This is a genomic window from Streptomyces sp. NPDC059788 (genome assembly GCF_042732265.1).
In the GTDB taxonomy this organism is placed as follows: domain Bacteria; phylum Actinomycetota; class Actinomycetes; order Streptomycetales; family Streptomycetaceae; genus Streptomyces.
In genome coordinates this window covers 154,106-168,049 of sequence record NZ_JBHWHY010000002.1, presented here as the reverse complement: position 1 = coordinate 168,049, position 13,944 = coordinate 154,106, and the positions used below count along the sequence as shown (strand labels likewise).

Below are 13,944 nucleotides of genomic sequence, written 5' to 3'. Positions count from 1 at the left end.
CCACCCCCCGGGTCCCCCCACGCCCCTCTCCCGCTAAAACGGGCCCCGGGGGGGGGGGTATTACCCCCCCGGCCCGGCGTTCGAGGCCGTCAGTCCGGCGGCGTCCCGCGAAGGGTCAGCAGCCCAGCAGACGCCCGCCCAGGTACGACTGGATCTGGTCCAGCGACACCCGCTCCTGCTTCATCGTGTCGCGCTCGCGCACGGTGACCGCGTTGTCGTCGAGGGTGTCGAAGTCGACGGTGACGCAGAACGGCGTGCCGATCTCGTCCTGACGGCGGTAGCGGCGGCCGATGGCGCCCGCGTCGTCGAAGTCGATGTTCCAGTTCCGGCGCAGGTCCGTGGCCAGGCCCTTGGCCTTCGGCGAGAGCTGCGGGTTGCGGGACAGCGGCAGCACGGCGACCTTGACCGGCGACAGGCGCGGGTCGAGGCGCAGCACGGTGCGCTTTTCCATCTTGCCCTTGGCGTTGGGCGCCTCGTCCTCGTTGTACGCGTCGAGCATGAAGGCGAGCATCGCGCGGCCGACACCGGCCGCGGGCTCGATGACGAACGGGGTGTAGCGCTCGCCGGCCTCCTGGTCGAAGTACGACAGGTCCTGGCCGGACGCCTTGGAGTGCGAGGACAGGTCGTAGTCGGTGCGGTTGGCGACGCCCTCCAGCTCGCCCCACTCCGAGCCGCCGAACTGGAAGCGGTACTCGATGTCAGCGGTGCGCTTGGAGTAGTGCGAGAGCTTCTCGGCGGGGTGCTCGTACCAGCGGATGTTCTCCTCGCGCAGGCCGAGGTCGCGGTACCAGTTGTACCGCTGCTCCATCCAGTACTCCTGCCACTGCTCGTCCTCGCCCGGCTTGACGAAGAACTCCATCTCCATCTGCTCGAACTCGCGGGTGCGGAAGATGAAGTTGCCGGGCGTGATCTCGTTGCGGAAGGACTTGCCCATCTGCGCGATGCCGAACGGCGGCTTCTTGCGGGAGGTCTGCTGGACCTGGGCGAAGTTGGTGAAGATGCCCTGCGCGGTCTCGGGGCGCAGGTAGGCGACGGAGCCGCTGTCCTGGGTCGGGCCGAGGTGGGTGGAGAGCAGGCCGGAGAACTGCTTGGGCTCGGTGAACTGGCCCTTGTTGCCGCAGTTCGGGCAGTTGACGTCGGCCAGGCCGTTCTCGGGCAGCCGGCCGTGCTTGGCCTCGTACGCCTCTTCCAGGTGGTCGGCGCGGAAGCGCTTGTGGCAGGCGGTGCACTCGGTGAGCGGGTCGGTGAACGTGGCGACGTGACCGGAGGCGACCCACACCTCGGGGGCCAGGATCACCGACGAGTCGAGACCCACCACGTCGTCGCGCGAGGTGACCATGGAGCGCCACCACTGACGCTTGATGTTCTCCTTGAGCTCGACGCCGAGCGGACCGTAGTCCCAGGCGGCGCGCTGGCCGCCGTAGATCTCACTGCACGGATATACAAAGCCACGGCGCTTGCTCAGGCTGACGATTGTGTCGATCTTGTCGGCGGCCACGGTGCTCTCTTCATTGCGACGACGAACGGGTGGACAAGGCGGCGCCCTGCGCCTCGATGAGGGGCGGCGGTCGGGATACGCGCGGGCGAATAACTCAGGTTACCGGCGGCCCTGCCCCCCGGATCAAATCGGTTCCCCGGCCGCCCGCCGCGAGACCCGTTGTTGACAATCGTTTCCACTTTTGTTGAAAATGAGTGTCATGAACGTACGACGTCACATACCCGCCGCCGTCATAGCCGCAGCCACGGTCCTCGGCATGACGGCCCTGTCCGCCTGCTCCGACTCCGGCGGGGGCAGGAGTGACGGCAAGCTGAACGTGACGGCCTCGTTCTACCCGATGGAGTTCCTCGCCAAGGAGATCGGCAAGGACCACGTCAAGGTCACCGACCTGACCTCCCCCGGCACCGAACCGCACGACCTGGAGCTCAGCCCCCGCCAGACCGCCGCCCTCGGCGAGTCCGACGCGATCGTCTACCTCAAGGGCGTCCAGCCCGCCGTCGACCAGGCCGTCGCGCAGGCCGGCGTCGAGCACACCGTCGACGCGGCGTCCCTGACCCAGCTGAAGAAGCACGGCGACGAGGTCGACGGCCACGCCCACACCACCGGCGACAACGGCACCGGCCACGACGAGCACGAGGGCCACGACCACGGCCACGAGGCCGACGGCAACGACCCGCACATCTGGCTCGACCCGGTGAAGTTCGCCCAGGTCGCCAAGGGTGTGGGCAAGACCCTCGCGGAGGCCGACCCCGCACACCAGGCGGACTACGCCCGCAACACCGACGACCTGGTCAAGAAGCTGACCGACCTGAACAAGAAGTTCGAGGACGGGCTGAAGAACAAGAAGTCGGACACCTTCATCACCACGCACGCCGCCTTCGGCTACCTCGCCGAGCGCTACGGCCTCACCGAGGAGGCCATCAGCGGCATCGACCCCGAGTCGGGCGACGTCAGCGGCAGCCGCATGAAGGAGCTGCAGAAGCTGGCCGGGGACCACCACGTCGACACGGTCTTCTTCGAGACGCTGACCAACCCCGCGATGGCCAAGACCCTCGCCAAGGACCTCGGCGTGCGGACCGACGTGCTCGACCCCATCGAGGGGATCACCGACAAGTCCAAGGGCCGGGACTACCTCCAGGTCATGGACTCCAACCTCGCGGCCCTGCAGAAGGCGCTCGGCGCCAGGTGAGCGGGCGGGCGACGCGGCCGGGCACCCGGCGGGACAGGTACGTACGGCACGACGGGAGGACCCGGCCATGAAGGACCAGGACACGGTCATATCGCTGCGCGGGGCGGGTGCGGCGCTCGGCGCACGTCCCGTCCTGCGCGGTGTCGACCTGACCGTACGGCGCGGCGAGGTGGTGGCGCTGCTCGGCGCCAACGGCTCGGGCAAGTCCACCGCCGTCCGCGCCGTGGTCGGCCAGGTGCCGCTGACCAGCGGCGAGCTGGAGCTGTTCGGCACCCCGCAGCGCCGGTTCAGGGACTGGGCGCGCATCGGGTACGTACCGCAGCGCACCACCGCGGCGGGCGGCGTCCCCGCCACCGTCCGCGAGATCGTCGCGTCCGGCCGGCTCTCCCGTACGAAGCTGAAGTGGCCCGGCAGGACCGACCGGGACGCCGTCCACCGGGCACTGGACCTGGTGGGCATGGCCGACCGCGCAAAGGACTCCGCCGAGGCACTCTCCGGCGGCCAGCACCAGCGGGTGCTGATCGCCCGCGCGCTGGTCGCCGAGCCGGAACTGCTGATCATGGACGAGCCGATGGCCGGGGTGGACCTGGCCAGCCAGGAGGTGCTGGCCGAGACGCTGCGGGGGCAGGTCGAGGCGGGTGCCACCGTGCTGCTCGTGCTGCACGAGCTGGGTCCGCTGGAGCCGCTGATCGACCGCGCCGTGGTGCTGCGCGACGGCTGCGTGGTGCACGACGGCCCGCCGCCCGAGGCCGTGGGCCAGCATGCCCTGCCCGGCCACGACCACGTCCACCCCCACGCGGACCCGGCCGCCGAGCCGGTCCGGACAGGACTGCTGACCTGACATGGACCTCCTGAACTACGCCTTCATGCAGCGCGCGCTGCTCGCCGCCCTCCTGGTCGGCGTCACCGCGCCGGCCGTCGGCATCTACCTCGTCCAGCGCCGTCAGGCGATCATGGGCGACGGCATCGGGCACGTCGCGCTGACCGGTGTCGCGCTGGGCTTCCTGCTGCGCGCCTCGCCCGTGTGGATGGCCGTGCTGGTCGCCGCGCTCGGCGCGATCGCCATGGAGCTGGTGCGCTCCAAGGGCCGTACCCGCGGGGACATCGCGCTGGCGATGCTCTTCTACGGCGGTATGGCCGGCGGCGTGCTGATCATCAACCTGGCGCCCGGCGGCTCCACCGCCAATCTCACCAGCTACCTCTTCGGCTCGATCACCAGCGTCTCGGCCGAGGACGTGACGGTCACCTGTCTGCTGGCCGCCTTCGTGATGGCCGTCACGCTCGGACTGCGCCGGCAGCTGTTCGCCGTCTGCCAGGACGAGGAGTTCGCCCGCGTCATGGGCCTGCCCGTGCGGTGGCTGAACCTGCTGCTCGCCGTCACCGCCGCGCTGACCGTCACGGTCGCGATGCGTGCCGTCGGTCTGCTGCTGGTCAGCGCGCTGCTGGTGGTGCCGGTGGCCGCCGCGCAGCAGGCCACCCGCGGCTTCGCGATGACCCTCGCGCTGTCCGTCGCCATCGGAGTCGTCGTCACCCTCTCCGGTACGGTCTTCTCCTTCTACGTGGACGTGCCGCCCGGCGCGAGCATCGTGCTGCTGGCCATCGCGGTCTTCGCCCTGATGGCCGCGCTGGCCGCCCCGCTGGCCGGAAAGCGCGCGCGGGCCGCCGCCGAGGCCGCCAGGCAGTGCACTCTGGACGTGCCCGGCAGCCGCTCCCCCGGTGACGATGTCAGCGTGCAAGGGGCCAAGGGGTAGGGACCTGTGCGTAAGCGTTGCCCCCGGGCTCCGGTCATCACCTGGCACAATGGCCGGACTGATGTGCAGGGGACGTCCCGAGACCTAGGGAGGCAACGGTGGCGAGCGCTGGATCTCCGGTGCGCGGCCGGTCGACACGGCAGCGGGCCGCCGTGGCGGCGGCGCTGGACGAGGTGGACGAGTTCCGCAGCGCGCAGGAACTGCACGACATGCTCAAGCACCGGGGGGACTCGGTCGGGCTGACGACGGTCTACCGGACGCTGCAGTCCCTCGCCGACGCCGGCGAGGTCGACGTCCTGCGGACGAACGAGGGCGAGGCCGTCTACCGCCGGTGCAGCACCGACGACCACCACCATCACCTGGTGTGCCGCAACTGCGGCAAGGCCGTGGAGGTGGAGGGCCCGGCCGTGGAGAAGTGGGCGGAGCAGATCGCCGCCGAGCACGGCTTCCGGGACGTCGGGCACACGATCGAGATCTTCGGTACGTGCGGTGAGTGCGCGGCCAAGGCGGCCGCCGGCTCCGCCTGACGCGCGGCGCCCGCGGCGGCGGCACGAAAGCGGCCGGGTCCCTGAATTCAGGGGCCCGGCCGCTTTCGTGTACGGAGGTGCTTACTGCTGCGCGGGCTCCGCCTCCGGCGCCGCACCGAAGCGGCGGTCCCGCTTGGCGTATTCGAGGCAGGCGTCCCACAGGTTCCGCCGGTCGAAATCGGGCCAGAGAATGTCCTGGAACACCATCTCGGCGTAGGCGCTCTGCCAGATCAGGTAGTTGGACGTGCGCTGCTCGCCCGACGGCCGTACGAACAGGTCCACGTCCGGCATGTCCGGGTAGTACATGTACTTGGCGACGGTCTTCTCGGTGACCTTCGCCGGGTCCAGCTTCCCGGCCCGCACGTCGGCCGCGATGGCCGCCGCCGCGTCCGCGATCTCCGCCCGGCCGCCGTAGTTGACACAGAAGTACAGCGTCATGGCGTCGTTGTCCTTGGTCTGCTCCTGGGCGACCTGGAGTTCCTGCACCACGGACTTCCACAGCTTCGGCATCCGGCCGACCCAGCGGATACGGATGCCCAGCGCGTCCATCTCGTCCCGGCGGCGGCGGATGACATCGCGGTTGAAGTTCATCAGGAAGCGGACCTCGTCGGGCGAGCGCTTCCAGTTCTCGGTGGAAAAGGCGTACAGCGACAGGTTCTTGACGCCCATCTCGATGCAGCCCTTGAGCACGTCGAGGACGACGCCCTCGCCGACCTTGTGGCCCTCGGTGCGGGGCAGGCCGCGCTCCTTGGCCCAGCGGCCGTTGCCGTCCATGACGACCGCCACGTGGTTCGGGACGAGTTCGCCGGGGATCTTCGGCGGACGCGCGCCGGACGGGTGCGGCTCGGGCGTCTCGTACTCACGTCGGCCGCGCCCCAGGAATCCGCGTCGTGCCATCCGGTCCACATCTCCTATGCGTAGTGCGTGCTGCGCCCGGGGCCGGGCCGCCGCCCGTCCTTCGGGCCGGTCCTCGCCCCCGAGCTGCTGACCCTATCTATTTCTCCACGTACCGCAGCGAGCGCAGTCCGCGCTCCAGGTGCCAGTGCAGGTACGCCGCGACGAGCCCGCTGCCCTCCCGGACGTGCCGCGCCTCGCAGGCGTCCGCCGTCGCCCAGTCGCCGGACAGCAGCGCCGCCAGCAGCCCGATGGCCTCCGAGGAGGGTACGACGCTGCCCGGCACCCGGCAGTCACCGCACACCACGCCGCCCGAGCCCACGGAGAAGAACCGATTCGGGCCGGGCAGGCCGCACTTGGCGCAGCCGTCGAAGCTGGGGGCGTAGCCGTTGACCGCGAGCGAGCGCAGCAGGAACGCGTCCAGCACCAGATGCGGCTCGTGCTCGCCGCGCGCGAGCGTGCGCAGCCCGCCGACCAGCAGCAGATACTGCTGCACGGCCGGCTCGCCCTCGTGGTCGGTGAACCGCTCGGCGGTCTCCAGCATGGCCGTGCCGGCGGTGTAGCGGGCGTAGTCCGTGACGATGCCGCCACCGTAGGCCGCGATGGTCTCACTCTGTGTGCACATGGGCAGGCCGCGCCCGACCAGCTCGCTGCCGCGGGCGTAGAACTGCACGTCGACGTGGGAGAACGGCTCCAGCCGGGCGCCGAACTTCGACTTCGTACGGCGCACGCCCCGGGCCACCGCCCGTACCCGGCCGTGACCGCGGGTGAGGAACGTGATGATCCGGTCCGCCTCGCCCAGCTTCTGGGTACGCAGCACAATGCCGTCATCGCGGAACAGACTCATGCCGTCCATTCTCGCGCACGCGGCGCGAGCTCCGGTCCGGCCGGGTCCGTACCGCCCTCAGGAAGGCGTACGGGCCGCCGCCAGCAGCCGGGCGGTGTCGTCCGGGCACAGCAGCAGCGCCGCGCCCACGGTCGTCAGGACCTCGCGCTCGGACGGGAGGTACGGGCCGTCGGCGAGGGCGATCCGGGCGCCCTGGAGGAGCAGCGACTCCCGGCCCGCCGGAGCCAGGTGCGGGGCCAGCGGCTCCAGCGCCTCGTGCAGTTCTATGGCCAGCGCCGTGCCGCACGGGTCGAGCCCGCCGCCGGGACGGCCACCGGTGCCGGAGACGGCGCGCGACAGGGCGCCGTCGTGCGCGCCCGGCAGCCGGCCGGTGTCGGCGGCGAGCGCGGCGAGCAGGGTCAGCAGCTGGTCCTCCGTGCACTCCGCGAAGCCCGCGGCGCGCACCGTCCCCACGGCGGTGCTGCGCACCCCCGGCGAGGCCGTGCCGCCGGCGGCCAGCACGGCCAGCGTGACGGTGTGCACGGCGTCCCGGAGCATCGCCGAGAAGCGCGTCGTGGTGGGGTGGTCCAGTGCGTCCAGGGCGAAGTGGCCGCGGCAGGCGGAGCACTCGACGACCGGGCCCGCGGTGCCGCGCGGCAGCAGCGGCACGCCGAGGACGGTCAGGCGGCGGCGGCCGGTACGCCGGAGGTAGTTGCGGTCCCCGCCGCACTCGGGGCAGAAGAACTCGCCGTCGGCGACGGTGCGCCAGGACGTCCGCACACCCATCACAGCCAGCTTGTGCATCACGTCGACCCTCCGTAACGCTCCGGCATCTTTGCCGCGTTGACGTGATGTTAGCCACATCGAAGACGCGCCGTCAGTAGCGCGGACCGGACAAGACGGCCGTTTAAACCGGTTGAACGTCCAAGCGTCCCCGGGCTCTCGCGGGAAGAACCGGGGGACGCCGGGTACGTCGCAGGTCACGGGCGGTCGGCGGCCCGTACACCGGTCCGGCCCGGGGGCCGGCGGGACGGGCCGCACATCGGCCCGGTGATCAGCGGCTCGCGCGGTTGACCGCGGAGACGGCCGCCTTGATCGAGGCGCGCACGATGTTCGCGTCGATGCCGACGCCCCACAGCACCTTGTCGCCGATCGCGCACTCGATGTACGCGGCGGCCTGGGCGCCGACGCCCTCGCTCATCGTGTGCTCGACGTAGTCCAGCAGCCGTACGTCCACGTCGATGGCGTGCAGCGCGTCGAAGAACGCCGCCAGCGGACCGTTGCCGGTGCCGGTCAGGACCGTGTCGGCGCCGTCCACGACCGCCTCGACGGTCAGCGCGTCGGTGCCCTCGGTCGTCGTGGAGGTCTGCGCGCTGCGCAGCGCGATCCGGCCCCAGGCGTTGTCCGGGGTCGGCAGGTACTCGTCCTGGAAGACCGACCAGATCGCGTCCGGCGTGACCTCGCCGCCCTCGGCGTCGGTCTTGCCCTGGATGGTCTTCGAGAACTCGATCTGCATCCGGCGCGGCAGGTCCAGCTTGTGGTCGTTCTTCAGGACGTAGGCGATACCGCCCTTGCCGGACTGCGAGTTGACGCGGATGACGGCCTCGTACGAGCGGCCGACGTCCTTGGGGTCGATGGGCAGGTACGGCACCGCCCACTCCAGGTCGCCCACGCTCCTGCCCTGCTCCGCGGCCTGGACCTCCATGGCCTCGAAGCCCTTCTTGATGGCGTCCTGGTGGGAGCCGGAGAAGGCGGTGTAGACCAGGTCGCCCGCGTACGGGTGGCGCGGGTGGACCTCCATCTGGTTGCAGTACTCGGCGGTCCGGCGGATCTCGTCGATCTGCGAGAAGTCGATCTGCGGGTCCACCCCCTGGCTGAACAGGTTCATGCCCAGGGTGACCAGGTCCACGTTGCCGGTGCGCTCGCCCTGCCCGAACAGGCAGCCCTCGATACGGTCCGCGCCCGCCATGATCGCCAGCTCGGCGGCGGCCACCGCGGTACCGCGGTCGTTGTGCGGGTGGACGGACAGACACACGTGCTCGCGGCGCGACAGGTTGCGCGACATCCACTCGAAGCGGTCTGCGTGGGTGGAGGGAGTGGAGCGCTCGACCGTGGCCGGCAGGTTCAGGATGATCTCGCGGCCCTCCTCGGGCTGCCAGACGTCCATGACGCCCTCGCAGACCTCCAGGGCGAAGTCCAGCTCGGTGTCGGTGAAGATCTCCGGGCTGTACTGGTAGCCGAAGGCCGTCTCGGACCCCAGGATCTTGTCCGCGTACTCCATGACCAGCCGCGTGCCGTCCACCGCGATCTGCTTGACCTGCTCGCGCGAGCCGCGGAAGACCACCCGGCGAAAGACCGGGGCGGTGGCGTTGTACAGGTGGACGGTGGCCCGGTGGGCGCCGCGCAGCGACTCCACCGTCCGCTCGATCAGCTCCTCGCGGGCCTGCGTCAGGACGGAGATCGTCACGTCCTCGGGGATCGCGCCCTCTTCGATGATCGACCGTACGAAGTCGAAGTCGGTCGAGCCGGACGAGGGGAAGCCGACCTCGATCTCCTTGTAGCCCATCTTGACCAGCAGGTCGAACATCTCGCGCTTGCGGGCCGGCGACATCGGGTCGATCAGCGCCTGGTTGCCGTCGCGCAGGTCCGTGGACAGCCAGCGGGGGGCCTCGGTGATGCGGTTCTCCGGCCAGGTGCGGTCCGGGATGTGCACGGCCTCGTAGCCGCCGTAGCGGTGGACCGGCAGGCCGGACGGCTTCTGGGTGCGGGTCGCGTTCGTGATGGGGGTGGGGCGGCCGACGGAGTTCTCGGCGGGAATCGACGGATTCGTCATGGTGGCGCGGGGCTCCTCGTGTATCCGCGGGGGAAGAGGCCGACGGGGCGAACGCATCGCAGCACCGAACTCCGCGGGGAGGGGGTCGGCCCTACGACAACAGACCCTCGCCGCGGCAGCTAAGGAGAAGCAGCCCGTAACGCATGATGCGCAGCACCCTAGCCGAGGTGACGCGGGGAAGGCGGCCCCGTATCAGTATGCGGGACCGGGCGGATGTAACCCCCGAACCGCGATCAACCACACGTTTTCAGGAATCATGGCGGCAGGGAGTGACACCGTGATGACCCAGTGCCACATTGCCGTGCATGAACCCTGAAGCCACCGCGGCCCACCCCGTCTTCTGCACGATCGTGCCGCCCCACGTCCTCGACAAGCTGGCCCGGCTCGACGACCCGGACCGCTCCCGGCGCGCCCTGAGCACCCTGGAGCACGACGCCCTGCAGCGCACCCGCCGCCGCATCACCACCGTCCGCGCCCTCGCCGCGCCCACCGGCGCCCCGTCGGACAAGCCGAACCGCACGATCTACGACGCGAAGCACCAGGAAGTGCTGCCGGGCAAGAAAGTCCACGCGGAAACCGACAAGCCGTCCAAGGACGCCTCCGTCAACCGCGCGCACGCGGGCCTCGGCGCGACCTTCGAGCTGTACCTGAAGGTCTACGGCCGGCATTCGATCGACGACTCCGGTCTGCCGCTGAACGCCACCGTCCACTACGGCGAGAACTACGACAACGCCTTCTGGGACGGCCAGCGCATGGTCTTCGGCGACGGCGACAACGACCTGTTCCTCGACTTCACCATCCCCGTCGACGTGATCGGCCACGAGCTGACCCACGGCGTCACCCAGCACACCGCCAACCTGGACTACTTCGGCCAGTCCGGCGCGCTCAACGAGTCCATGTCGGACGTCTTCGGCGCCCTGATCAAGCAGTACGCGCTCGGCCAGAACGCCTCCCAGGCCGACTGGCTGATCGGCGCCGGACTGCTCGGCCCGAACGTCACCGGCGAGGCCCTGCGCTCGATGAAGGCCCCGGGCACCGCGTACGACGACGACGTCCTGGGCAAGGACCCGCAGCCGGCGACGATGGACCACTACGTCAAGACCTCCCGCGACAACGGCGGCGTGCACATCAACTCCGGCATCCCCAACCACGCCTTCTACCTGCTCGCCACGGACCTCGGCGGCAACGCGTGGGAGCGGGCGGGCCAGATCTGGTACGACACGCTGACCGGCGGCGAGCTGGACAAGGACGCGCAGTTCGCCGACTTCGCGCGCCTGACGGTCGCCGCGGCACGCACCAAGTACGGTGAGGGCGCGGAACTGCAGGCCCTGCTGAAGGCGTGGTCGCAGGTGGGCGTCCCGACCGGCTGATCCGCCGGCATCTGGCCCGTTCTGTCCGTTTCCCCGTACCCCACTGGGTAGGAAGCCCGTCATGCGGATTCAAGTGCGACGCACCGGCGGCTTCGCCGGCATCGAGCGCCACGCCGAGGTCGACACCCGCGGTCTGCCCGATGCCGCGGAATGGCACGCCCTGGCCGAGAAGGCAGCCGCCGACGGCCGGGGTACGCCCCCGGTAGGCGTTCCCGACGGTTTCAGCTACCAGATCACCATCGACGGCCACACGGTCTACGCCTCCGACCCCCGCCTGACCGACGAACAGCGCAAACTGATCGGCCGCGTCCTGAAGGAAGGCAGCTGAGCACCACCCACGAGCGCGGCAACTCCCGTTCCGTACACACCTCTTGACACGTGTACGCGGCGGTAACCAGGATCCGGCGCATGGACGCTTCGTTCGTGCCCGCCGGGTCCCCGCCGGACGCGCTGCCGCGGTTTCCCCCGGGGTTCCTGTGGGGGGTGTCGACCTCCGCCTACCAGATCGAGGGGGCGGTGGCCCAGGACGGGCGGGGGCGGTCGGTGTGGGACGCCTTCGTGGAGCGGGCCGGGCGGGTCAAGGACGGCTCGCACGCCCGGGTGGCGACCGGGCACTACCACCGCTACCGGGAAGACGTGGCGCTGATCCGGGACCTGGGCGTCGGCGCGTACCGCTTCTCGGTCGCCTGGCCGCGGGTGATGCCGGACGGCGGGCCGCGGGTGAACGCGGCGGGGCTGGACTTCTACGACCGGCTGGTGGACGCGCTGTGCGCGGCGGGTGTCCGGCCGGTGCCGACCCTCTTCCACTGGGACACGCCGGAGGCCGTCGAGGCGGCGGGCGGGTGGCTGGAGCGGGACACGGCGCGGCGGTTCGCGGCGTACGCGGATGCCGTGGCGGCGCGGCTCGGGGACCGGGTGGACCGGTGGATCACGCTCAACGAGCCCGCCGAACTGACCCTGCTGGGCTACGGTCTGGGGCAGCACGCGCCGGGCAGGAAGCTGGGGTTCGAGGCACTGCCTGCCGCGCATCATCAGCTGCTGGGGCACGGGCTGGCCGTGCAGGCGCTGCGCGCGCGGGGCGCGAGCGGTATCGGGATCGCCAATTCGCACGGGCCGACGTGGGCCGCGTCGGATTCCGCCGCCGACCGGGAGGCGGCCGGGCTCTACGACCTGCTGCTGAACCGGCTGTTCGCGGAGCCGGTGCTGCTGGGGCGCTATCCGGAGGAGGAGCTGACGGCGGCGCTGCTGTCCGGGCCGGTGGACGAGGACCTCAAGGTCATCGGTACGCCGCTGGACTGGTACGGGATCAACTACTACCAGCCGACGAAGGTGGGCGCGCCGGAGACTGAGGTGGGCGCCGGACCGGTGGATTTCGCGGGGGTCGAGCTGCCGCCGGGCCTACCCTTCGCGCCGCGGGAGATCGAGGGGTATCCGCTGACGGACTTCGGCTGGCCGGTGGTGCCCGCGGCGCTGACCGAGCTGCTGACCGGCTTCCGCGACCGGTACGGCGACCGCCTGCCGCCGGTCGTCATCACCGAGAACGGCTGCTCGTACGAGGGCGTCGAGGACCGGGAGCGGATCGCCTTCCTGGACGCGCACGTGCGGGCCGTGCACGACGCGATCGCCGCCGGGGTCGATGTGCGCGGCTACTTCGTCTGGTCGCTGCTGGACAACTTCGAGTGGGCCGAGGGATACGCCCGGCGCTTCGGGCTGGTGCACGTCGACTACGCCACCCTGGCCCGCACCCCGAAGGCCTCGTACCGCTGGCTGCGGGACGCGCTGCGGGCCCAGCGGTGACCGGCGCGGGGGCCGCGGGCACGCCCGGGGCCCTCGCCGAGCCGGCCGGGCGGGTGGGCCGCGGCTGGACCGCCGCGCTGGCGCTGGCCAACGGGGCGGTCTGGGTCGGCTGGTACGGCCCGCTCCAGGTCCTGCTGGCCCTCCAGGCGGCCGAGCTGGCGCCGCCGGGCACGTCGAAGGAGTCGGTCCTCGCGTGGGTCACGGGGCTGGGCGCCGCGGTCTCGCTCGTGGCCAATCCGCTCTTCGGCGCGCTGTCGGACCGTACGGTGTCGCGGTTCGGGCGCCGCACGCCGTGGATCGTGGCCGGCGTGCTCGGGGGTGCGGGGGCGCTGTGCCTGCTGGCCGCCGCCAGGAGCGTCGGCGCCATGGCGGCCGGGTGGTGCCTGGTGCAGCTCGCGCTCAACGCCGCGTTCGCCGCCGTCACCGCGGCCGTTCCGGACCGCGTCCCACACCTCCAGCGCGGCACGGTCGGCGGCTGGCTGGGCGCGGCGCAGATCCTCGGTGTGCTGGCCGGTACGGGACTGGCGTCCGCCGCGGGAGGCATCGCGGCGGGGTACGCGGCCTGCGCCGCCTTCACCGTGCTGGCCACGCTCCCGTACGTGCTGCGCTACCGGGATCTGCGGATCGGGCCGGGCGACCGGCCGCCGTTCGCCCGGCGGTCCTTCCTCGCCGGGTTCTGGATCAGCCCGCGCCGCCATCCGGACCTGGGCTGGGCCTGGCTGACCCGCTTCCTGGTCAACCTGGGCAACGCGATCGCCCTGCTGTACCTGCTCTACTACCTGCGCGACGTGCTGCACCGGCCGCGTCCCGAGGACGGCGTGCTCGTCCTCACCGCCGTCAACGGGGTGACGCTGCTCGCCACCGTCGTCGTCGGCGGGATCTGGTCGGACCGTACGGGCCGCCGCAAGCCGTTCGTGCTGTGGGCGGGCGTGATCATGACGGTGGCCACCGCGCTGCTCGCCGTCCTGCAGACCTGGAGCGGCGCGCTGGCCGCCGCCGCGCTGCTGGGCGTCGGCTTCGGGGTCTTCACGTCGGTGGACTTCGCGCTGATGACGGACGTGCTGCCGGCCGCCGCCCACCGGGGCAGGGACCTCGGCGTCGTCAACATCGCCAACTCGCTGCCGCAGGTGGCCGCCCCCGCGCTGGCCGCGCCGATCGTGACGTACCTGGGCGGCTACCGGGTGCTGTACCTGGTCGCCGCGGGCGTGGGGCTGGCGGGGGCGCTGCTGGTGCGGCAGATCCGCGGGGTGGAGTGAGCG

Annotated in this window: 13 protein-coding genes; 8 read left to right on the top strand and 5 right to left on the bottom strand. The window is 71.3% G+C overall.

Annotated elements, in window-relative coordinates:
• Positions 1 to 115: 115 nt before the first annotated feature.
• On the bottom strand, positions 116 to 1,498 hold the full coding sequence (locus ACFV57_RS02570; RefSeq protein WP_385224870.1) for a glycine--tRNA ligase: 1,383 nt from the start codon (positions 1,496 to 1,498) through the stop codon (positions 116 to 118).
• Positions 1,499 to 1,697: 199 nt separating this feature from the next.
• Between ACFV57_RS02570 and ACFV57_RS02565 the strand changes: the two genes are divergently transcribed.
• The 4 genes from ACFV57_RS02565 (at position 1,698) to ACFV57_RS02550 (ending at position 4,965) form a co-directional block, all read left to right on the top strand.
• Complete coding sequence (locus ACFV57_RS02565) at positions 1,698 to 2,687, top strand: metal ABC transporter substrate-binding protein (RefSeq protein WP_385224868.1); 990 nt, start codon at positions 1,698 to 1,700, stop codon at positions 2,685 to 2,687.
• 67 nt (positions 2,688 to 2,754) lie between these two features.
• Positions 2,755 to 3,528 carry a metal ABC transporter ATP-binding protein gene (locus ACFV57_RS02560; RefSeq protein ID WP_385224866.1) on the top strand — a complete coding sequence of 258 codons (774 nt, stop codon included), beginning with the start codon at positions 2,755 to 2,757 and terminating at the stop codon, positions 3,526 to 3,528.
• A 1-nt stretch (position 3,529) separates the two neighbouring features.
• Positions 3,530 to 4,438, top strand: coding sequence for a metal ABC transporter permease (locus ACFV57_RS02555; protein ID WP_385224864.1), 909 nt, complete (start codon positions 3,530 to 3,532; stop codon positions 4,436 to 4,438).
• 98 nt (positions 4,439 to 4,536) lie between these two features.
• A complete protein-coding gene (locus ACFV57_RS02550; protein WP_385224862.1) occupies positions 4,537 to 4,965 on the top strand; it encodes a Fur family transcriptional regulator in 429 nt (142 codons plus the stop codon).
• Positions 4,966 to 5,046: 81 nt separating this feature from the next.
• On the opposite strand, the gene ACFV57_RS02545 is transcribed toward ACFV57_RS02550, so the two are convergent.
• The 4 genes from ACFV57_RS02545 to leuA form a co-directional block, all read right to left on the bottom strand.
• Entirely contained in the window at positions 5,047 to 5,862 is an 816-nt protein-coding gene (locus tag ACFV57_RS02545; protein ID WP_385224860.1) for an isoprenyl transferase, read from the bottom strand.
• 97 nt (positions 5,863 to 5,959) lie between these two features.
• A complete protein-coding gene (gene recO / locus ACFV57_RS02540) occupies positions 5,960 to 6,706 on the bottom strand; it encodes a DNA repair protein RecO (protein ID WP_385224858.1) in 747 nt (248 codons plus the stop codon).
• A gap of 57 nt (positions 6,707 to 6,763) precedes the next feature.
• Positions 6,764 to 7,489, bottom strand: coding sequence for a TerB family tellurite resistance protein (locus tag ACFV57_RS02535; RefSeq protein ID WP_385224856.1), 726 nt, complete (start codon positions 7,487 to 7,489; stop codon positions 6,764 to 6,766).
• A gap of 250 nt (positions 7,490 to 7,739) precedes the next feature.
• On the bottom strand, positions 7,740 to 9,518 hold the full coding sequence (gene leuA / locus ACFV57_RS02530) for a 2-isopropylmalate synthase (RefSeq protein WP_385224854.1): 1,779 nt from the start codon (positions 9,516 to 9,518) through the stop codon (positions 7,740 to 7,742).
• A gap of 305 nt (positions 9,519 to 9,823) precedes the next feature.
• Here leuA and ACFV57_RS02525 point away from each other — a divergent pair, with 305 nt between their 5' ends.
• From ACFV57_RS02525 to ACFV57_RS02510, 4 genes are all read left to right on the top strand, one after another.
• Complete coding sequence (locus tag ACFV57_RS02525) at positions 9,824 to 10,888, top strand: M4 family metallopeptidase (RefSeq protein WP_385224852.1); 1,065 nt, start codon at positions 9,824 to 9,826, stop codon at positions 10,886 to 10,888.
• Between the two features lie 61 nt (positions 10,889 to 10,949).
• Positions 10,950 to 11,216: a protealysin inhibitor emfourin gene (locus ACFV57_RS02520; RefSeq protein ID WP_385224850.1), complete on the top strand. Its 267-nt coding sequence runs from the start codon at positions 10,950 to 10,952 to the stop codon at positions 11,214 to 11,216.
• 80 nt (positions 11,217 to 11,296) lie between these two features.
• Positions 11,297 to 12,685 (top strand): GH1 family beta-glucosidase, encoded by a 1,389-nt coding sequence (locus ACFV57_RS02515; protein ID WP_385224848.1) that lies wholly within the window; start codon positions 11,297 to 11,299, stop codon positions 12,683 to 12,685.
• On the top strand, positions 12,682 to 13,941 hold the full coding sequence (locus tag ACFV57_RS02510) for an MFS transporter (RefSeq protein WP_385224846.1): 1,260 nt from the start codon (positions 12,682 to 12,684) through the stop codon (positions 13,939 to 13,941). The genes ACFV57_RS02515 and ACFV57_RS02510 overlap by 4 nt, the downstream gene beginning before the upstream one ends.
• Positions 13,942 to 13,944 lie beyond the last annotated feature (3 nt).